A 19991-nucleotide genomic window follows, 5' to 3' on the forward strand; every position below is an offset into this window, starting at 1 on the left:
TTTGTAGCGATGACCAACCTTTAAATTGACAATGCCGCATGATGAGACCCCCTAATTTTTATTGATTTTTGGCTTTACCTGCATGATGGCAAAATAAGATGATGTGAATGCTGAGAGACTTTGATAACCTACTTTATAAGCAACTTCACTTAAGGTATATTGTCTGGTATCTATCAGCTCTATGCTTTTTAAAATTCTTGTCAGCTGGAGGTATTTTTGCAGGGTAATTCCTGTTTCATTTTTAAAAATCCGCTGAAGGCTTCTCACAGACATTTGCGCTTTTTCAGCTAACGAATCAATATCCAGATTATATTTAAAATTTACATTGATATCATTGCATACGGGAATTAATCTGGTGTCTGTAGGAACAGGGATTTCCAGGCTGCTGCTTTCTTTGCAGAAGTTAGGAAGGCTTTTTAAAATAGCTTTGAAAAATAGGTCCTGTTCTTCATTTTCATCCAATGACTGGTTCCATTTTGAAGCATACAAAAGCATCTCCTTTAGAACAGGAGGAACGGCAAATACCTGTACATTCTGATAGAATTCATCTTCAAAAACAGATTTGAACAAAAATACCATCAGATTTACAGTTTGTGCTTCAGAAGTAATTTTGTGGGCTTTTTCAGACGGGATCCAGATGACATGATGCTGCGGGACAAGATAGATCTTCCTGTCGATATGGAAATATTGATAACCTTCTTCCACAAAGGTAAGCTGGGCACGGTTGTGCTGATGTTCATAATCATCATGTTTCCAGTTTTTTTCACACCACACATAAGCTTCCTTTTCAATGGAATCTACAAACTGGCTTTCCGTTTTTTCAATCAGTCCACATTTCATGTTGTCGTTTTGTATGTATATTTTGGCAAATTTAATAAAAACGACAATAGTAATTTTGTATCATCAAGATTACAGACATTAGAAATTATAGTCTCAACAAAAAATATTAACTTATATCTTATTCTGAATGAAGAAATTATGTCTTTTTTTTATTTTAATTTTATTATCTAATATCACCAATATCATGGCACAAGATAAAGCTAAAATACTGGTTCTTATCCATTCTGATAATGGCGGAACTTACGAACTGGCCAAAGAAATCGCCAAAGGCATTGAAAGCGAAAATAATGCGGTTCCTTATATCAAATTGGTCAAAGCATCCCAGCATCCCAATCTGAAAAATCTGCCTGTAGCAACAGTAGATGAACTGACAAACTATGACGGAATTGCATTTGGTTCACCGGTTTATTTCGGGAATATCAGTACAGGAATGAGTGAATTTTTATCCAAAACCGTTCAGCTGTGGACCAATCACGCTTTGGAAGGAGTTCCGGCTACTGTTTTTATGTCAGCGGGAAGCGGGGCAGGAAAGGAACTTGCACTTCAGGCATTCTGGAACAGCCTTGCTGTACACGGGATGGTATTGGTATCTAACGGAATCCGAGGAACAGAAGAACTGAACAAAACTATTCCACAGGGAAATACCGTTTTAGGAGTCACAAGTATGGCCTCTTTAAAAGATGTGGAAAGACCTACCAAAGGAGAACGCAATATTGCTGAACTTCAGGGAAAAAACTTTGCAAAAATTGCATTGGCACTGAAAGATACCCGTCCGAAAAAAACTACGACTATCGTTGAAAACCATCAGAATTTTAATGAAATACTGAAACAGAAAAATATTATACTTCCACAGGTTCCGAAACCCGCAGGAAATTATCAGCCGTTTGTCCGTTCCGGAAATCTGGTATTTATTAATCAGGTTGCTTTGAAAGATGGAAAAATTCTCAATCCTGGAAAATTAGGTGTTGAAGTAAATGAACAACAGGTAAAAGATGCAACAAAGGCTACCATGCTGAACGTAATTTCCGTATTGAAAGAAGCGGTGGGAGGAGATTTAGGCAGAGTAAAGCAATGTGTGCAGCTTACAGGAATTTTCAATACAAAAGATGATTATACAAAACATGCAGATTTGATGAATATTGCTTCTGATCTTGCTGTTGAAGTTTTCGGGGATAAGGGAAAGCACGCCAGAGCGACTTTTGGAGCATCTTCAATTCCGGTAAATTCTTCTGTTGAAATTCAGGCAGTTTTTGAAGTAGAGTAAATCTCAAAAGTAAAATCTGTGGCTAAAAATAACCACAGATTTTCTCATTTTATGCTGTATAAATAATCCAAAAAAATTAAAAACACTTAGCAAAAACCTCTGAAATAACAGGGATACTTTGCTCCAGCTGTTCTTCAGAAAGCGCTCCATAGCTCAGTCTGAATCCATTCACATGATTCTGGCTGTACTGTTTCGGGTGAATGATTTTAATGTTTTTTTCCAATAACTTTGCGGTTACAATCTCCCAATCCAATTGTACTTTAGGCACAATCCAAAAAGCAAGTCCACCCTCAGGCAGCGTAAAATCTGCAATATTAATCATATGCTTTTTCAGCAGCTCAAAAACAAAATCTCTTTTATTTTTATAATGAACGGTTGCTTTTCTGATGTGTTTTTTTATGGCTCCTTCCTTTATTAGCTGAAGAACGGCCTGTTCCATAATGACATCTCCGTGTACATCAATAATCTTTCTCAGATCTCCTATTTTTTTCAGTAATTCCTGATTTGCGGTGGCCAGATAGCCAATTCTCAAAGCGGGGGCTACAACCTTACTCAACGTTCCGATATAAACATAATTCTTAAGCTCCGGAAAGCTTGAAATAGGGAGTATTGGGCGGTACCCGAAATGAAACTCGTTATCGTAATCATCTTCAATGATCGTGATATTGTATTGGTTTGATAATTCTATTAATCTTAATCTTCTTGATAAACTCAGGGTAACTGTTGTAGGATATTGTCTGTGAGGAGTAATGTATATCGCTTTTATATTCTGATGCTTTGTCAAAAGTTTTTCAATGATTTCAATACTGATTCCTTCTCTATCTACAGGTACAGGTAAAAGTTGTGCTCCTGCATATTCAAAAGCCTGCCATGCAGGCTGATATCCCGGATCTTCAACAATAACAGCATCACCGGAAGAAAAAAGGGTCTGAGCAGTGAGAAACATTCCCATCTGGCTTCCCCTTGTAATGGAAATTTCATTTTCATGAATATGCATTCCACGCTGGTGGTTAAGCATCCGGGAAATCATTTTGCGGAATTCCCTATCACCATGTTCATCTCCATAGCCCATCATCTGCCATTTTGCCTTGATGCTGAAAATCTGTCTGTAGGCTCTTGCAAGCTCTGTTACAGGGGCAATTTTGCTATCAGGATGACCATCATCGAAATTGATTAAAATGCCACCAGATGCTCTCTGCTGATGGGGAGAAGTATGGATGGTTTCAGTATTTTTTTCATGCAAAAGAGGTAGCCTTTCCGATACAAAAATACCTTTCCGTTCTCTTGAAATTACCCATTCCTCATTAATCAGTACCTGATACGCTTCTACAACGGTATTCCTATTGATTTTTAGAGTCTGAGCAAAATTTCGGCTTCCCGGAAGTGCATCTCCGGCTTTTAATCTTCCTGAACGGATATCGCTAATGATTGTATCTGCAATCTGTAGATAAACGGCTTTAGCAAGCTTTTTATCAATTTCTAATTCTAATTTCCAAGGTCGAAGCATCTGGACTATCTATTTATGTAAAAACTGAATCATTTGAATGGTCCAAATATAAAATAATTTTGTCATGCAATAAAGCACAAAACCATAATAATTTTAAAATCATGGATAAGAAACAATTCAGTTCTAAGGATTTCCACGAAACTTTTGCAAGACCAAAGTATGTAAAACCAAGCCATCTGATTCATAAAAATGTAGAAAATGCGGGAGAACACAATCAGTTTTCAACAGAAAGGAAACACCCGGTTTTCTTTGTAGATCTTCCAAGTAAGAATGTAAGTATGACGATTGGAGGACTTACTCCCGGGCAGCAAACCAACAGACACCGCCATACTTATGAAACAGTATTATTTGTTATTGAAGGGAAAGGCTGGACAGAAGTAGAAGATGAAAGAGTACATTGGGAAGCAGGAGATGCTGTTTATATTCCTTCATGGGCATGGCATAAGCATCAGAACCTTAGCGATACAGAGCCTGCCAAATATATTGCCTGCGAAAATGCTCCTCAGCTTCAGAATCTGGGTGTTGCGTTGAGAGAGGAAGAAGGCAGGGACCTTTAATACCAATGTGGTAAACCATTAAGATACTGTCATTGTTAAGATGTATTGATATGGATGTGATTTCCTTATGAAAATGAAATTCCGATATTCTTAACAATTTAAGTCCTCTTAATGGTTCACAATTATTTTAATTTTTTAAATCAGCAAAACATGAAAAATGTTCCATTTAAAGGGATTATTGCCTATCCCATAACACCTTTTGATGAAAATGAAAAAGTAAATATTCCACTTTTCAAGCATCTGGTAGAAAGGCTGGTCATTTCCGGTAACCATGGAATCGCTCCATTGGGAAGTACAGGGGTGATGCCTTACTTATCTGATGAAGAAAAAGAAGAAGTGACAGAAGCTACTTTACAGCAGGTAAAAGGAAGAATTCCGACTCTTGTTGGGGTTTCCAATCTTACAACAGAAAAAACAATTCACCATGCCCGGTTTGCAGAAAAAGCAGGTGCTGATGCAGTGATGATTATCCCCATGAGTTACTGGAAACTTACAGATGATGAGATTGTAACGCATTATGATGCGGTAGCCCGGAAAATTTCTATTCCGATTATGGCGTATAACAATCCGGCAACAAGCGGAGTAGATATGTCACCAGCCTTGTTGAAAAGACTTCTGGAAATTCCTAATGTAACCATGATCAAAGAAAGTACAGGAGATGTTCAGAGGATGCACTTTTTGAGAAGAGAATTGGGAGAAGAAGTGGCATTCTATAACGGTTCTAATCCTTTGGCACTGGCCGCCTTTTCTGCCGGAGCAAGAGGCTGGTGTACTGCTGCACCGAATCTTATTCCTGAACTGAATATCAGCCTTTATAATGCCATTGAGGAAGGAAATCTTGAAAAAGCAAAAGCTATTTTCTACCGGCAGTTTGACCTTTTAAAATTTATTGTCAATAAAGGATTACCAAGAGCTGTAAAATCAGGTCTTACGATTCTGGGTGAAGACGGCGGAAATTTGAGAAGTCCTTTAAAACCTCTTCAGGAAAAAGAAACTGAAGAATTAAAAAATATTATTAAAACCCTTGTTAATTAATACAATTTTATGAAAAAATCCATTTTTTATCACGCAGGATGCCCTGTATGTATCAGTGCAGAACATGATATTATCAACCTTACAGGTCTGGAAAATGTTGAAATTATCCATTTGGGAAATGACAGAAACAAAATTGAAGAGGCTGAAAAAGCTGGTGTAAAATCTGTGCCTGCTTTAGTAACGCCTAATGGCAACGTTCTTCATATTAATTTTGGAGCATCTATGGAAGATGTGAAAAAATAGAATAGTAATCTTGTTGTATAAACGGCTCAATTTTTTGAGCCGTTTTTTTATTTAGAACTTTTATATTGTTGCATTTCCCTCTACACCGTCAGAGTTGTTAGTTTTATGACCTGTAATGGCAGAAGCAACAAAGCTAAAGAGGCTGACCAGTTTTCCTGCTTTAGTATCCCAATAATAGGTTTCCTTAGGTTCTACACGGATAATGGTAACATTGGGATCGTCTTTTCCATCGAACCATGCCTTCGCTAAAGGAGACCATTTTTCTTCTATGGTAGCCTTGTCCTTATAAACAGAAGCTTCTCCGTACACCGAGAGATATTGGGAATCACTGTTATTCATAAAAAACAACTGCACTCTTCGGTCTTCTTTAATTTCAAAATTCTTATTGCTGGTTCCGCTGCTGATAAACCAGAGATTTCCGCTGTCGTCCGTTTCCTGAAGGGTCATAGGTCTTGAATTGACAGGAACGGTCTCCAATTCTGTACAGAACATACATATTCTTGCACTTTCTGAAAGTTCTTTGATTTTTTTGATTGCCTCGAGATGGCTGAGATTCTGTGTTGACATAATATAATATTTTAAGTGATTGGTGTAAACTAAATCATTCAAATACCTGACCAAAAGACAATAGAATGTGGTATGCAGAATAAATTTCTTTTCAAAAAACTGTTTTTTTTCTGCCAATAAGTTTATGTACATTTGATGAATGCAGATTTCGCCACCCAAACATCTGGCTCCTTTTATCAGACATTATATCTTTTTGGAAAATTCTGAAAAGGCTATAAAGAATTTAAGGCTTTTTACGGATGGCAGCTCCGGGCTTATTCTATCCGGAGACATGAATCTGTATTCCGGTATTTCAGAAGACCGGATGCCGCTTTCTTTTTTTTATGGAACTTTAAATGGGTATAAAGATTTCTCTTCAAAAGGAAAATTTTCCCTGATTGCCATTGTATTCCAGCCCTATTTTTTAACTATTCTTTTAAAAACTTCTGCTAAAGAGCTTCGTAATCAGATTGTTTCTGTGGAAGATGTTTTAAAAGATAAACTGGAGGTATTTCAGGAAAAACTTTTTAAGAAAATCAATCCCTTGACTATTATCAATAATCTGAACATTCTTTTTACTGAATTTTTATCCGAAACAATAAGCACAGATCATCTTGTTATAGCGGCTACACAGCAATATGTTCTTCAAAATAAAGGGATTGTGTCGTCTAAAGACTTAGAAAAATTTACAGGATACTCTGAACGTCATCTGGAAAGGAAATTTGAATTTCATATGGGAATATCTCCTAAAAAATATGGAAATATTATCCGTCTCCATTATTTTTTAAGCCTGGTCAATAAAGGGGTTGATGATAAAAATATGACGATGCTTTCTTATGAAGCAGGTTATTCTGATCAGTCTCATCTTATCAGGGAATTTAAAAACAATATCGGGCTTACTCCCAAACAGTATTTGAAGGCAGAAAATAAAATGGCGGTCAACTTCATTGAATTATAAATAGGTTTGTCGGTTTTATACAATTTTTTAGAGGCAGGGCCATCTAGTTTTGCTTAAAAAAATTATGAATATTAAAATTTCAACCGCACAATTTGAAAATAGAAGCGGTGATAAGGCTTATAATCTGTCTATGATAGAAAAACTGGCCAGTCAGGCTGCTTCCCGGGGATCTCATGTCATTGCTTTTCATGAATGTTCCATTACAGGGTATACTTTTGCCCGGAAACTTTCCAGAGAACAGCTTCTTGATATTGCGGAACGTATTCCGGAAGGGGAGAGTATCCAAAAACTGCAGGATATTGCCGCTCAGAATGATATCATCATATTAGCCGGGCTGTTTGAAAAAGATGAGCATGACAATCTTTTTAAGGCATATGTATGTGTTGATAAAACAGGACTGAAGGCTAAGTACAGAAAGCTGCACCCTTTTATCAATCCTTATCTTACAGCCGGTAATGAATATTGTGTATTTGATATCATGGGCTGGAAGTGTGGTATTCTTATCTGCTATGATAATAATATCATTGAAAATGTAAGAGCGACAAGGCTTCTTGGCGCAGAAATTATTTTTATGCCTCATGTTACGATGTGTACGCCTTCTACAAGGCCTGGAGCAGGATTTGTAGATTCCCGGCTTTGGGAAAACAGGGAGGCAGATCCTACGTCTTTACGTCTTGAATTTGAAGGAATGAAAGGTAGAGACTGGCTGATGAAATGGCTGCCGTCAAGAGCTTATGATAACGGAGCTTACCTTGTTTTTTCAAATCCTGTTGGGATGGATGATGACCAGTTGAAAAACGGATGTTCAATGATTATAGATCCTTTCGGGGATGTTATTGCAGAATGTCGTTCGTGGGAAGACAGTTTTGAATCTGTGATGATTACTTCTGAAAAGCTTACTCATGCAGGAGGATACAGATATATTAAAGCCCGAAGACCTGAGTTATATAGGGACATCATAGGGCAGGAGCATTCATCTGAACAAAAGGTGGCATGGCTGGATGATAAAATTGATAAACCTGTTTAAAAAAATAAATATAACCCCTCCCGCGACAGAGTATGGGAGGGGATATTTTATGGGTTGATTGTTTTTTGAAGATCACTCCAGGCACCACCATTGTAAATATGCTTGAAACCCCTTTCTTTCAGGATGTTTTCTGCTTTTACACTTCGGAGTCCATGTGAACATACTGTGATGTATGTTTTTTCAGGATCCAATTCTATATACCGCTCTCTGATTGTTCCTAATGAAATATTAATCGAACCTTCTATATGTCCTGTTTTGTATTCCTTCTCAGTTCTTACATCAAGAATGACTGCTCCTTTTTTCATCAGTTCAGGCAACCCGTTATCTAAGGTCTGAAGACGGTAAATTTTATATACAATATATACTGTAATAGCAATGCCACAGATTATCAGAATGTTTTTCATAGCTTGCTTAAAATTTTCCAGTCAATATAAAATGTTCCAAAAGGAATAAAACAGGCAAGAATCACTTTCCATGTTATTTCCTTAAACTTCCAGTTTTGTTCTACACCAATGCTCAGTGTATTGAACAGAAAAAGCAGGAATAATGTTCCATGAACGGGGCCTATTAATCGTACAAGTAAAGGGTTTCCCATCCAATATTTCATGGGAACGGCAATACATACTAAGCTTAATAATGAAATGCCTTCCAGAATCGCCAGAATTCTTAGCCTGCCGATTTTTGTTTTGAATAAATCCATCATAATTATCTGAAATAAGGTCTGTTTGCTAAAGGAGAAAAAGGCCACGGAACAGCAATGAAAATAATGATCAGTGCAATAGAAAACCAAATACCCATGGTTTTGAATTTGTCTTTATCTGAAAGTTTTCTTTTGGTTAAAGCTGAGCCAACTGTGATGATGATAATTGCCGTGACCATCAATGAAATATGAATCAATCCGAAAAACAGATGTTCAAAAGATTCTTTGGCTTCATTAAAATTTTTCCAGAAATACTGGATCACAGGACTTTTGAGATAAAATATCATTCCGATAATTAATTGTACATGAGCTATCGTAGCCGTCCAGTGTCTCACAGAATTATCTGTTCCCGTAAATTTCCTGTCTGAGTAATATCCTTTACAGGAACGGAAAATGGCGTACATCAAGCTTATTAAAACCAGCCAGCGGGTCTGAGAATGTAAAAAAGTTAGGGTTTGATACATTGTTTATTTTTTTGAACACAGCAAAGGTATAATAAAAACATACTAATTAGTATGTTTTTGATTAAAAAAATTATTGAAGCGTTTTAAAATACGATTTAAGTCCTTTTAAATAAACAAGATATACCTCTTTAGAATTTTCAACTTTTCCAAGATTTCTGACGCCCCAATATCCGGAAATAACAAAAACGCTCACTTCTCTGGCACTTACTTCTTGTTTGATTATTCCTGCTTCTTTGCCTTTTTCTATACTTTCTGCAAAAGCATTTTCCCATTCTTTTGAAAGTTCATGTAAAGCTTGAGTAAACGCAGTATGCCATGGTGCCATTTGCTGTACAAAATTAGAAGTAGGGCAGCCATATTCAACTTTTAAAAAGTCAGTTTCCATCAGAAGGTTGTAGATAATCTCATAAATATTGTCCAGCGGATTTCTATTATTCTGAAGAGATTCAATAAAGTTTCGTCTGAAATTGGGCTTCATCAGTTCGTTGATAATAGCGAGTCCCATTTCATCTTTGGTTTTAAAATGATAATAAAAAGCCCCCTTCGTCACCTGAGTCGTTGCGATAATCTCATCAATGCTTGTAGTCTGAAAACCTTTCACATAGATCAATTCGAACGCTTTCTGAAGAATAGTAAGACGGGTTGCTTCTGATTTTTTCATTAAAATAACTGATTATTCTACAAAGGAACAAATTTTAAATTTAAAACATTAACTATTATTATTCTGATATATCGTTACAATTTAAATAATTTTTATAATACAGTTATTAGTCGGAAATTTGCCTTGTCAATATCAACAAAATACAAAACAATGAATTATCAAAAAGAAATACAAATCAATACTGCAACACAGACTGCTAAAAAAGGTCTTCCTGCAGCTTTATGGGCATTAACGATAAGCGCCTTCGGAATAGGAACTACAGAATTTGTAATTGTAGGGCTGCTTCCTACTGTGGCTTCTGACCTTGGAATCACCATTCCTTCCGCAGGGCTGCTGGTAAGTCTTTATGCGATAGGAGTGGCTATTGGTGCTCCGATATTAACAGCATTAACAGGGAAAATTCCACGTAAGACACTTTTGGTTTCCATTATGCTTTTGTTTGTTATCGGAAACGGGCTGGCATCTATTGCTCCCGGTTTTATTACTTTAGTGCTGGCAAGAATTCTTACGGGATTTGCCCATGGGGTTTATTTCTCCATAGGTTCTACCATTGCAGCCTCATTGGTCCCTGAAGAAAAACGGGCAACTGCCATTTCCATTATGTTTGCCGGACTTACACTCGCCATTGTAACAGGAGTTCCGCTAGGAACTTTTATAGGACAGCATTTTGGTTGGAGAGCAACTTTCATTGGAGTTTCAATTCTTGGAATTATCGGATTAGTTGCCAGTTTATTATTGGTTCCCAACAATCTGAAAAACGGAAAGACAGCTTCTTTAAAAAGCCAGTTTAAAGTATTGGGAAACAGACGTCTGATTTTTGCCTTTTTAATGACAGCCTTGGGATATGGAGGAACATTTGTAGTTTTTACTTATTTGTCACCTATTTTACAGAAAATTACAGGGTTTCAGGAGTCTACCGTCACTTTTATCCTTTTAATTTACGGAATTGCCATTGCCCTGGGAAACCTGATTGGTGGGAAAGTAGCGAATAAAAATCCTCTGAAAGCTCTTCTATGGATGTTTGCTGCTCAAGGGTTGGTATTGCTCGTCTTTTATTTTACTGTGAGCAGCCCGGTGCTAAGCATTATTACATTGTTCTTTTTAGGAGCATTATCATTTGCTTCCGTTCCTGGCCTTCAGTTATTAGTGGTACAGATTGCGGAAAAAGAACTTCCGGGAACAGAGGATGTAGCTTCCGGGATTAATATTGCTGCATTTAATATGGGAATTGCAATCGGATCTTATGTGGGAGGAACGATTGTGACATCCTCTTTAGGATTGGCGAGTACACCGTGGATAGGAGCTTTATTTTTGGTGGTTACCGTATTGATTACATTTTACAGCATCCGCTTAAGTAAGAAAAAATAGTTTTTATATAGATTTCATACAATGTGCTCAATGCACAAAGTACACATCACATGTTAGGTTTAAGTAGATGAAGGGGGCATCAACAGGTTGATGATATGAAGTGGGTGGTGTTATAAAGGCAGGTTTTTACCTGTCTTTATTTATTATTGAGTTGAATACTGAAGTCAATTAAAAAGTTATCAGCTGAAAATTTCTGTGTAATGCTGTTTATTTGAAAAGAATACAGAGTTGTCATTTAGCTTTTTTCTGTCCTATTATCAAACTTCATAAATCTCCGTATCTGTAAACACAAAAAATGTACTTTTCTTAGGCAAATTTTTAGTATCCAATCCTGTAAATTCACTGAAAGCCGGAAGCAATAACTGATTATTGCTGAGCGCAAAGCAGGGAAGTCTGATGTTTTTCACAGCAGAATGAAGCACAATTCCGGGATGAATATGTCCGGTAACCTGAAATCCGGATCTGGCCGTATCAAAATTGTGGATAAAGGTAATGCCGTTTATTTCCAGCCATTCAGATTTGTGATGAAAGCATAACTTCTTCTCCAATGTTTCCGAGATTCGATCATGATTTCCTTCAATAAGATAAAACTGTAGATTGGGATATTGGTTTTTCCATGTACAGAACTCATCCACATCAGAATTGTCTCCGGCATGAAGTAAATCTCCAACTACAATAAATTTTTCCGGCTGAAAGAATTCAATTAATGCTGATAATCTTTCCAGGTCGCTTTTCATAATATGATTGGCCAGTGCAATACCATTTTTTCGGAAATGCGCTGTTTTTCCGATATGAAGATCAGAAAGGATAAGAGCTTTTTCCTTTTCCCGGAATACCGCACGCTGATTGGTCAGAATGAAAGTTTCATTGTTGACAGAAATGCTTTTGGTGGCTATAAACACGCTTTATAATTGAAAATTTAATGTTTAAAGTTACGTTATATTATTGAATCATCCGGCCTTCCGGCTTACACGAAACTTTTCATCAAAAACATAAGTGAGAGGAAAGCCTGTCGCTATTTCTCTTTCTAAAATTTCTTCAGGGGACAGATGTTCAAGGTACATGATCAGTGCCCGGAGACTGTTTCCGTGAGCGACAATCAATACATTTTCTCCCTTTTTTAGTAATGGTCTTATCTGACTTTCAAAATAAGGAATTACTCTGTTATATGTATCTTTAAGGCTTTCTCCTCCGGGAGGAATCACATCATAAGACCTACGCCAGGTATGCACCTGTTCATCACCATATTTGAGAGCCGTTTCTGCTTTGTTTAATCCCTCCAGATTTCCGTAAGAACGCTCATTGAGTGCTTTATCCTTAATGATGGGGATATTAGGGTTTCCTATTTCATTCAGAATGATGGATAGAGTATGCTGAGCCCTGATGAGCGCTGAAGTGAAAGCGATATCTATTCTTTCTCCTTTTAAAGCAATGCCTGCTTTTTTTGCCTCTTCAATACCGGCTTCGGTTATGTCAATATCTTTCCACCCTGTAAATCTGTTTTCCAGATTCCAGAGTGACTGTCCGTGACGGACCAAGAACAATTTTTCCATTATTTAAATTTTATTTACCACTTCTAAGAAGGTATACTCTAAGTTACGATGATTATTTAAATTTATCAAGAAAATTAACTTAGAATATTAGGCTAAGAATAAGATTAAAACGATAGGTTTTTTATTTGATTTTATAAATTTTAGAATCTCGCAAAAGCGCAAATTTTATGTTATCTATTTTTATTTAAGGCGCAAGAAAATCAAAGATTTTCAGCAAGATTAATGTGACTAAATTTTATCGGAGATAAAAACTTTGCGCCTTAAAACATTATTATTATCAATTTTTTGCGTCTTTGCGATAAACAAATATTCATCGGCATATCTGCTCTTACAGAAAACACATTAATTGATTATAAAAGATCACTTATATTGGATAGGTTCAGCATTCTTTTAATTCTTGCATCAAGTCCTTCACTGGAAAGTGTTTGTCTGAGACTGTCTACTTTGATAGGGAAACTCAATGGAGTAAAGGAACGTGAATGTTTCAGAATAATTTCGGACTTTTCAATCCTTTTAAAAGCTTCTACAAGCCGCTGTTCCTGAAGCTGCATATTAAAAACTTCCGTATAGGCCTGTTTTATTAAAAAGTGATTGGAATCGTGTTCTTCAAGTACTTTAAAAATAAGTCCGGCTGAACTCTGCAATGATTTGTTGGAGCGTTGCTGCCCGGCATAGTTCTGAATCACCATTCCTGAAATTACAGCAATGTCCCTGAATTTTCTCCTTGCCATTTCAGCAGAATTGATACTTGCAATCACATCGTTCATCAGATTCTCTCGGGTTAAAATCTGCTGCAGATTCTCTTCATTAAGCGGGATTTCTTTATCACTGAACAGTTCAAATCCATAGTCATTCATTGCCATAGAAAAGGAAATAGGCGCTAATTTTGAGATACGATAAGCAATCAATGCGGCCATTACTTCATGTACCAGACGGCCCTCAAAAGGATACATAAACAGATGATATCCTTCACGGTTTTTAATCATTTCGACAAGAAATTCATCTTCTTTGGGAATATGTGAATTCTTTTCCTGATTGATTAGTAGAGGATGAAGAAATTTCAGTTCTTTTTCCGAAGCCTTCGGATTTAAGGCATGGGACAGCTTTTCTCTTAAAAAATGTCCCAGATTGGAACTTAGAGGCAGTCTTCCTCCAAGATAACTCGGAACCAGCGCTCTTCCTTTGGCCGCTCTTACATAAACGGTCATATCTTTGATCATGGCAACCTCCAGCGTGCGCCCGGCCAGAATAAATTTTTCCTCTTTTTTCAGTTTTGAAATAAAATATTCTTCAATCATTCCGATATAACCACCGGAAATAAATTTCACCTTCAGCATGGCATCACTTACAATTACCCCCATATTCATTCTGTGGAGCATAGCTATTTTTCTTGAAGTGACTTTATAAAGTCCGTCTTCCATAATGACAACCTTATGAAACTCTTCATAGCTTTTCAACACACTGCCGCCAATAGTAAGAAATTCGAGAATGGCTTTCCATTCTTCATCGAGTATTTCCTGAAAGGCATAAACTTTTTTGATTCTTTCATAGAGTTCATCAGGATAAAAGCCATCGCCAACGGCAAGCGTCATCAGAAATTGAACCAAAACATCAAAACACAAGACCTGTGGTTCTCTGGGCTCAACTACTTTTTGTTTTACAGCTTCTTTTAAAGCAGAAACTTCAATCAATTCCAAAGAATGGGTCGGAACACAATAGATTCTGGATGTTTCAAAAGGGGAGTGCCCGCTGCGTCCTGCTCTTTGAAGGAAACGCGCAACTCCTTTGGCAGATCCTACCTGAATAACGGTATCCACAGGCTTAAAATCAATACCAAGATCCAGTGATGATGTAGAGACCACTGCTTTTAATTTGCCGGAACTTAGATTTTCTTCAATCCAGATTCTCAGATGGGCATCAATGGAACTGTGGTGAATAGCAATCTGGCCTGCAAAATCAGGGTGGGCATCCAGCAAAAGCTGATACCACATTTCACTTTGGCTTCTGGTATTTGTAAAAACAATGGTAGATTTTGATTCAAGAATAATCGGAACAACTTTATCTGCGAGTTTGTTTCCGAGGTGTCCTGCCCAAGGTAATATTTCAATTTCGTCCGGAAAAACAGGGAGAATATCTATCTTTTTGTGTTCTTTGGCTGTAATTTTTGTTTTTTTGCCATCATAAGGAATGATGACTTCCATGGCTTCATCCAGATTTCCAATGGTCGCTGTAATCCCCCAGATTTTAATTTTCGGAACATATTTTCTAAGTTGGGAAATAGCGAGTTCCACCATAACCCCACGTTTTGATCCCAATAGTTCATGCCATTCATCCACAGCCACACATTTCATATCCCTGAAAAAGGTTTCATTATTCTTCTGAGCGAGAAGCAAATGGAGGCTTTCCGGAGTTACAACCAGAATTTCGGGCATTTTCTTTACCTGCTGCTGTCTTACTTTCGGATCGGTATCTCCGTTTCTTACCCCTACAGCCCAATCGAGTCCTATTTCGTCAATAGCTTCCTGCATGGCTTTCGCAATATCTTTGGATAAAGACCGCAATGGAGTAATCCAGATCATTTTCAAGCCTTTTTTATAGTTTTCAGGATGATTCAAAAAGTCTGAAACTAAGGCTAAAAAGACAGAAAAAGTTTTTCCGAAACCAGTAGGAGCCACAACCATTCCGCTGTAGCCATTTCCAAATTTCTTCCAGGTTTCAAGCTGGAATTTAAAGGGGACAATACCTTTACCGGTCATCCATTGTTGGATGATCTTAAATCCGTTGGTATGTTCAAAAGCTGCCAATTTATATTTGCTTTAAATTTTAGTATAAAACTTGCTAAAATATTATTGTATTAATTTTTTTATTTCTTCAAGAGAGTCAATTTCATTTACAGTTTTATCTTTCCGCCACCTCACAATTCTTGGAAACCTGAGAGCTACACCGCTTTTGTGACGGTTGCTGAAACCTATTCCTTCAAAGGCAATTTCAAATACCAGTTCTGCTTTTACAGTTCTTACAGGGCCAAATTTCTCAGTGGCATTTTTGGTCACAAATCTGCTTACTTCCATAATTTCTTTATCCGTAAGTCCGGAATAAGCTTTGGCTATAGTAACCAGAGTATCTCCGTTTTTTACAGCAAAAGTATAATCTGTATAGTAGGCACTTCGTCTGCCGCTTCCTTTCTGGGCATAAATAAGCACTGCATCAATAGTAAACGGATTGATTTTCCATTTCCACCAGTCGCCTTTTTTCCGGCCGGAATGGTAGGGTGAGTTTTTTTGTTTTAACATCAATCCTTCACTGTTTACTTCTCTTGAATTTTCACGAAGAGAATCCAGTTCTTCCCATTTTTCAAAGTCAAGACTTTTGGAGATGCTGATATTCTGAGGTACTTCATTTAATAATAATTCTTCTAGCAAAGCTCTTCTTGCAGAGATGGGTTTTTCTCTCAGATCGTTATTTTCAAGCTCTAATAAATCATAAGCAAAGACTTCTATAGGAATTTCCGACAGCATTTTTTTAGTTAAAGTTTTCCTGTTTAATCTTTTTTGTAATTCATTAAAATTTAAAACTTTACCCTGCTTTACCGCAAGTATTTCTCCATCTATTACAAAGTTGCCTTTCATGGCTTTTACTACTTCTGTGATCTCCGGAAATTGTTCTGTGATGAGCTCTTCTCCTCTGGACCATATGAAGACTTCATCATTTCTACGGATAATCTGTCCGCGTATTCCGTCCCATTTGTATTCCACCAGCCATTCATCAGGATTTCCAAGTTCTTCAGTTTCCTTTTCCAAAGGGTAAGCAAGGCAGAAGGGATAAGGTTTTGAGTTGTCAGGGTTTACATTTTCAGCATCAATAAGCTCTTTAAAAGACACTTCATCCGGCAGCCATTTTCCCATTAAGCTATGCATTAATGCGCTGGACTCCTGGCCGGAAAATTTTGTCAGAGCATTGATCAAGGTTTTATCCGATACCCCAATTCTGAAGCTTCCTCCAATTAATTTATTGAAAATCAGACGTTCAGTATAGTCCAAACCATTCCATGAGTTCAATACAAATTCTTTTTTTTCGGTATCTGTTTTCCCTTTCAGACCAACAATATCATTCATCCATTCTGATAAGGTTCGCTCTATACTTTCTTCTGGAGGAGGAAGAATTAAAGATAATGTTTCTCCAAGATCACCCACGGAAGAATAAGATTCCTGAAACAGCCAGTAAGGAAGTTTTGTAATTTCCAGCGCCCATTCTTTCATGTAATTGGTATTGACATTTCTCTTGGGTCTTTTTCCTGTAAACAAGGCAATAAACCATACTTTATCTTCATCAGGAGCCCGTTCCAGATAATCGATGATGGCATCAATTTTAGCATTGGTCTTATTGGTGGTTTCCAAGGCGTTGATAAGGTCTGCAAAATGTCTCATGATTCCGGATTTTCTATGATTTCTTTTTCAGATTCTTCTTCGTCTTCTCCAAATAAGGTTTCCACAACATCTGCCCGGACTCCGATTTCATTCAAATATTTTGAAAAAACTTCAGTCTGTCCGTGGGTAACATGTACGAGTTCAGCTTCCGTGGCCTTTACAGTCAGTAATAATCCCTTCCAGTCTGCATGGTCACTCATGGCAAAGCCTGCATCTGCACTCCGCCATCGTCTGGCACCGCGAACCTGCATCCAGCCGGAGCATATTGCCGTAGCAGGATCAGGAATCTTTTTGATGATATTACTGTCGAGTAAAGCAGGAGGAACAATTACAATTTCATGTTCCATTTCTTTTGGACGTTCTCTGAAATCTGCAATGGTATAGTCCGGAAGGTTGATTCCTACTGTTTCAAAGGCTTCATTCAGTTTTCCGATAGAATAGTGGACATATATTTTTCCCAGGTCTTCTACAGCTTTCATAATACGCTGGGCCTTCCCCAAAGAATATCCGATAAAGACTGATGTTTTATTATTTTCTTTATTTTTAAGTACCCAATTTTGTAGTTTTTTATTTAAGTCGGGAACTTCCAGCCAATTGTAAATGGGCAGCCCAAAAGTACTTTCTGTAACGAATTCGTTGCATTTTACCAACTCAAAAGGAGTGCTCAATCCATCATCCTGAACTTTGTAATCTCCTGAAATGACGGTCACATATCCTTTATATTCAAGTCTGATCTGTGCAGAGCCTATAATGTGCCCAGCAGGATGTAGAGAGAGTTTTACCCCATTAATAGTCACAACTTCTCCATATTCCAGACTCTGGCATTCTATATCCGTTCCGATTCTTTGATGCAGAATAGGTTTCGTGAAATGATGGCAAAGGTATTTTTTCATTCCCCAACGGGCATGATCAGCATGGCCATGGGTAATAACCGCCATGTCTACAGGTCTCCATGGATCGATATAAAATTTTCCCTGCGGACAGTAAATTCCTTTTTTGGTAAATGTGATTAATTTCAATGGTGTGAATGGTTTTATTGAATAAGCTTCAAAAACTTAACCAATTTACAATAAACTGTTTATTTTTTATTGATTGAATGTCTGAAATGTCAAAACCAAATTTCTGTTTTATGAATGATCTTTTATGATAGGTTTGGGCTAAAGCCGATGGAATATTATGAGGAATAAATGGGCTAAAACCCATTTCTATTGATGTCCTGCAATGTGTAAATGGTAATTGATAAATGAATACTACTATTTAAAAGTAATAAAAAAAGCTGTTTCAGGTTGAAACAGCTTTTCTATATTATTTTTCGTTAAGGATATCACTTACATGATCAATCCATTGATAATCAGGAATTGTTTTGTCTATGAAATAGTCCGGCTGAATCCCTTTTCCGTCAATGGCCATCTCCGGGATACGGAAGCTTTTAGAGAGAGAATATCCTAATTTGAATTCGTTGCAGGGAGAGTTGACGAAATACATATTGGAGATATCCAAAACCCCGGCAGTTGTGGTTCCGAAAAGTTTTACTTTTTTACTCTGTTTAGCAGCCAGCAAAAACTCTTCTGCCGTACTGCCATTTCCTTCATTGATCATAATTCCTACATTTTTGGGATATGGTGAGATTTTATCCATTTTATTGATTCCCACAATGTTTCCATCATCCTGCAGACTTACAAACTTACCTAAATTCTGACTTAATTTGTCATAAGACTTTTTCAGATATTCCCTGTCCTCCGGAGATATTCCGTACTTTTGATAGTTTTCATAAAGGTCCAGCATTCTCTGATTATTCAGTTTTGTAGAATAAAACTGTGTTCTTACACTTCTGATAGGATTAGTGTAGAGATATGGAATGATTTTAGCAAAGCTATTGTCACTTCCGCCGCCATTATTCCTAATATCAATGATGAGATTTTCTGTGCTTTCAATTTTAGACTGATTGGCTGTGATAACGCTGTCTATATCTTTTTTCAAAGCTCCGTTGAAGGAAGGAATCCTTAAAAGCAGGGTAGTTTTATTAATTTCTTTTAAAAAGGGTTTTTGTGCCTTCGCTGCTTCAAAATAAGTCTCAATCTTTTCATCTCTTTCAAATTTCGGAGAAACTCTTTTTAAAGTGAAATCATTGATTTCAAGATAATTCTTTCCAATAAATCTTACATTGGTTATTTCCTGTCCGGATTTGTTTCTTAAATAGAAAGTTCCTTTTGTTTTATCAGCATTAAGGATCAGTTTTAATTCATAAGGTTTCCAGTTTTCTGCTCCGGATTGGATAATAAAGCCTTTATAAGCATCTCCAATTTTTTTAATTCCTATGGTGTAAGGCTGGACTTCCCATATTCCTTCAATATCTGAGTCTTTTTTAGAGATAACTTCCTTTTTAAACTTATCAATATCTACTTTTACGCTTTCTGTTTTACTATTTTCCGTGGCTGCCGGTTCTGTATGTTGGTTGTTCTGTTCAATCATTGAAACGGAAAAATGACCGGATCTGAAGAATTTAAGCCACTCGTAAATGGTCTGAGCACATTCTAAATCTGCTTTTCTATTTTTGATTTTGCTCAGAAAGTCGCTGTTATGAGCCTGATAAGCAGAAATTCCCTTTTTATCGATTGCATATTGATATCCGGCGTCATTTTCCTCAAATGTTTTTTTTACCCATTGAAAATTGCTTTCACAATTACAGTTTTGAGCAAAGCTAAAAGAAGAGGAGGAGATAAAAATTAAAAGAAGTGTCTTAATTTTAAGCATACAATGGTTTTTAGTTTTTAATAGGTACAAATCTAACGATAAATATAATTTTTTATGATTTTGAAAATATTTATTTAGCCAAACATT

At 36.9% G+C, this 19991-nt stretch carries 20 protein-coding genes; 7 read left to right on the plus strand and 13 right to left on the minus strand.

All coding sequences use genetic code 11. From position 1 onward, the window contains the following. Nucleotides 1-51 precede the first annotated feature (51 nt). A complete protein-coding gene (locus FW781_RS01045) occupies nt 52-840 on the minus strand; it encodes an AraC family transcriptional regulator (RefSeq protein ID WP_228720109.1) in 789 nt (262 codons plus the stop codon). 127 nt (nt 841-967) lie between these two features. Here FW781_RS01045 and FW781_RS01050 point away from each other — a divergent pair, with 127 nt between their 5' ends. Further along, entirely contained in the window at nt 968-2104 is a 1137-nt protein-coding gene (locus FW781_RS01050; RefSeq protein WP_149385719.1) for an Atu1372/SO_1960 family protein, read from the plus strand. Between the two features lie 76 nt (nt 2105-2180). Here the strand turns inward: FW781_RS01050 and pdxR are convergent, their stop codons facing one another. Beyond that, on the minus strand, nt 2181-3611 hold the full coding sequence (gene pdxR / locus FW781_RS01055; RefSeq protein ID WP_149385720.1) for a MocR-like pyridoxine biosynthesis transcription factor PdxR: 1431 nt from the start codon (nt 3609-3611) through the stop codon (nt 2181-2183). A gap of 101 nt (nt 3612-3712) precedes the next feature. Here pdxR and FW781_RS01060 point away from each other — a divergent pair, with 101 nt between their 5' ends. From FW781_RS01060 to FW781_RS01070, 3 genes are all read left to right on the plus strand, one after another. Next, nucleotides 3713-4168 (plus strand): cupin domain-containing protein, encoded by a 456-nt coding sequence (locus FW781_RS01060; RefSeq protein WP_034698222.1) that lies wholly within the window; start codon nt 3713-3715, stop codon nt 4166-4168. A gap of 150 nt (nt 4169-4318) precedes the next feature. Beyond that, the gene (locus FW781_RS01065) at nt 4319-5203 is read left to right on the plus strand and encodes a dihydrodipicolinate synthase family protein (RefSeq protein ID WP_149385721.1); all 885 of its coding nucleotides are present in this window, start codon (nt 4319-4321) and stop codon (nt 5201-5203) included. A gap of 9 nt (nt 5204-5212) precedes the next feature. Next, nucleotides 5213-5446, plus strand: coding sequence for a thioredoxin domain-containing protein (locus tag FW781_RS01070; protein WP_149385722.1), 234 nt, complete (start codon nt 5213-5215; stop codon nt 5444-5446). A 60-nt stretch (nt 5447-5506) separates the two neighbouring features. On the opposite strand, the gene FW781_RS01075 is transcribed toward FW781_RS01070, so the two are convergent. Then, entirely contained in the window at nt 5507-6013 is a 507-nt protein-coding gene (locus FW781_RS01075) for a pyridoxamine 5'-phosphate oxidase family protein (protein WP_149385723.1), read from the minus strand. A 139-nt stretch (nt 6014-6152) separates the two neighbouring features. Between FW781_RS01075 and FW781_RS01080 the strand changes: the two genes are divergently transcribed. Next, on the plus strand, nt 6153-6950 hold the full coding sequence (locus FW781_RS01080; protein WP_149385724.1) for a helix-turn-helix domain-containing protein: 798 nt from the start codon (nt 6153-6155) through the stop codon (nt 6948-6950). Between the two features lie 64 nt (nt 6951-7014). After that, nucleotides 7015-7977, plus strand: a complete 963-nt coding sequence (locus FW781_RS01085) for a nitrilase family protein (RefSeq protein WP_172625637.1) — start codon at nt 7015-7017, stop codon at nt 7975-7977. A 47-nt stretch (nt 7978-8024) separates the two neighbouring features. Here the strand turns inward: FW781_RS01085 and FW781_RS01090 are convergent, their stop codons facing one another. From FW781_RS01090 to FW781_RS01105, 4 genes are all read right to left on the minus strand, one after another. Beyond that, entirely contained in the window at nt 8025-8381 is a 357-nt protein-coding gene (locus FW781_RS01090) for a rhodanese-like domain-containing protein (protein ID WP_149385725.1), read from the minus strand. Beyond that, on the minus strand, nt 8378-8680 hold the full coding sequence (locus FW781_RS01095) for a DUF3817 domain-containing protein (protein ID WP_149385726.1): 303 nt from the start codon (nt 8678-8680) through the stop codon (nt 8378-8380). The genes FW781_RS01090 and FW781_RS01095 overlap by 4 nt, the downstream gene beginning before the upstream one ends. Before the next feature lie 2 nt (nt 8681-8682). Further along, entirely contained in the window at nt 8683-9141 is a 459-nt protein-coding gene (locus FW781_RS01100; RefSeq protein ID WP_149385727.1) for a hypothetical protein, read from the minus strand. Nucleotides 9142-9211: 70 nt separating this feature from the next. Further along, on the minus strand, nt 9212-9802 hold the full coding sequence (locus FW781_RS01105; RefSeq protein ID WP_149385728.1) for a TetR/AcrR family transcriptional regulator: 591 nt from the start codon (nt 9800-9802) through the stop codon (nt 9212-9214). A gap of 150 nt (nt 9803-9952) precedes the next feature. Between FW781_RS01105 and FW781_RS01110 the strand changes: the two genes are divergently transcribed. Then, nucleotides 9953-11170: an MFS transporter gene (locus FW781_RS01110; RefSeq protein WP_149385729.1), complete on the plus strand. Its 1218-nt coding sequence runs from the start codon at nt 9953-9955 to the stop codon at nt 11168-11170. A 257-nt stretch (nt 11171-11427) separates the two neighbouring features. On the opposite strand, the gene pdeM is transcribed toward FW781_RS01110, so the two are convergent. From pdeM to FW781_RS01140, 6 genes are all read right to left on the minus strand, one after another. Continuing rightward, on the minus strand, nt 11428-12072 hold the full coding sequence (gene pdeM / locus FW781_RS01115) for a ligase-associated DNA damage response endonuclease PdeM (protein WP_149385730.1): 645 nt from the start codon (nt 12070-12072) through the stop codon (nt 11428-11430). Nucleotides 12073-12120: 48 nt separating this feature from the next. After that, nucleotides 12121-12723, minus strand: coding sequence for a 2,3-bisphosphoglycerate-dependent phosphoglycerate mutase (locus tag FW781_RS01120; protein WP_172625638.1), 603 nt, complete (start codon nt 12721-12723; stop codon nt 12121-12123). 350 nt (nt 12724-13073) lie between these two features. After that, nucleotides 13074-15527, minus strand: a complete 2454-nt coding sequence (locus tag FW781_RS01125; protein WP_149385732.1) for a ligase-associated DNA damage response DEXH box helicase — start codon at nt 15525-15527, stop codon at nt 13074-13076. Nucleotides 15528-15569: 42 nt separating this feature from the next. After that, entirely contained in the window at nt 15570-17150 is a 1581-nt protein-coding gene (locus FW781_RS01130) for an ATP-dependent DNA ligase (protein WP_149385733.1), read from the minus strand. Continuing rightward, on the minus strand, nt 17147-18169 hold the full coding sequence (locus tag FW781_RS01135) for a ligase-associated DNA damage response exonuclease (RefSeq protein WP_149385734.1): 1023 nt from the start codon (nt 18167-18169) through the stop codon (nt 17147-17149). Before FW781_RS01135 ends, FW781_RS01130 begins: the two co-directional genes overlap by 4 nt. A 286-nt stretch (nt 18170-18455) precedes the next feature. Beyond that, complete coding sequence (locus FW781_RS01140; RefSeq protein ID WP_149385735.1) at nt 18456-19904, minus strand: S41 family peptidase; 1449 nt, start codon at nt 19902-19904, stop codon at nt 18456-18458. Nucleotides 19905-19991 lie beyond the last annotated feature (87 nt).

This window comes from Chryseobacterium panacisoli, from assembly GCF_008274625.1.
Classification (GTDB): Bacteria; Bacteroidota; Bacteroidia; order Flavobacteriales; family Weeksellaceae; genus Chryseobacterium; species Chryseobacterium panacisoli.

What these genes read in the sequence shown, in the direction of transcription:
- FW781_RS01080 (WP_149385724.1), top strand. Translation starts at nt 6,153, where the DNA reads ATGCAGATTTCGCCACCCAAACATCTGGCTCCTTTTATCAGACATTAT.
- pdxR (WP_149385720.1), bottom strand. Translation starts at nt 3,611, where the DNA reads ATGCTTCGACCTTGGAAATTAGAATTAGAAATTGATAAAAAGCTTGCT.
- FW781_RS01050 (WP_149385719.1), top strand. Translation starts at nt 968, where the DNA reads ATGAAGAAATTATGTCTTTTTTTTATTTTAATTTTATTATCTAATATC.
- FW781_RS01065 (WP_149385721.1), top strand. Translation starts at nt 4,319, where the DNA reads ATGAAAAATGTTCCATTTAAAGGGATTATTGCCTATCCCATAACACCT.
- FW781_RS01060 (WP_034698222.1), top strand. Translation starts at nt 3,713, where the DNA reads ATGGATAAGAAACAATTCAGTTCTAAGGATTTCCACGAAACTTTTGCA.
- FW781_RS01105 (WP_149385728.1), bottom strand. Translation starts at nt 9,802, where the DNA reads ATGAAAAAATCAGAAGCAACCCGTCTTACTATTCTTCAGAAAGCGTTC.
- FW781_RS01085 (WP_172625637.1), top strand. Translation starts at nt 7,015, where the DNA reads ATGAATATTAAAATTTCAACCGCACAATTTGAAAATAGAAGCGGTGAT.
- FW781_RS01095 (WP_149385726.1), bottom strand. Translation starts at nt 8,680, where the DNA reads ATGATGGATTTATTCAAAACAAAAATCGGCAGGCTAAGAATTCTGGCG.
- FW781_RS01045 (WP_228720109.1), bottom strand. Translation starts at nt 840, where the DNA reads ATGAAATGTGGACTGATTGAAAAAACGGAAAGCCAGTTTGTAGATTCC.
- FW781_RS01130 (WP_149385733.1), bottom strand. Translation starts at nt 17,150, where the DNA reads ATGAGACATTTTGCAGACCTTATCAACGCCTTGGAAACCACCAATAAG.
- FW781_RS01140 (WP_149385735.1), bottom strand. Translation starts at nt 19,904, where the DNA reads ATGCTTAAAATTAAGACACTTCTTTTAATTTTTATCTCCTCCTCTTCT.
- FW781_RS01075 (WP_149385723.1), bottom strand. Translation starts at nt 6,013, where the DNA reads ATGTCAACACAGAATCTCAGCCATCTCGAGGCAATCAAAAAAATCAAA.
- FW781_RS01100 (WP_149385727.1), bottom strand. Translation starts at nt 9,141, where the DNA reads ATGTATCAAACCCTAACTTTTTTACATTCTCAGACCCGCTGGCTGGTT.
- FW781_RS01090 (WP_149385725.1), bottom strand. Translation starts at nt 8,381, where the DNA reads ATGAAAAACATTCTGATAATCTGTGGCATTGCTATTACAGTATATATT.
- FW781_RS01110 (WP_149385729.1), top strand. Translation starts at nt 9,953, where the DNA reads ATGAATTATCAAAAAGAAATACAAATCAATACTGCAACACAGACTGCT.
- FW781_RS01120 (WP_172625638.1), bottom strand. Translation starts at nt 12,723, where the DNA reads ATGGAAAAATTGTTCTTGGTCCGTCACGGACAGTCACTCTGGAATCTG.
- FW781_RS01070 (WP_149385722.1), top strand. Translation starts at nt 5,213, where the DNA reads ATGAAAAAATCCATTTTTTATCACGCAGGATGCCCTGTATGTATCAGT.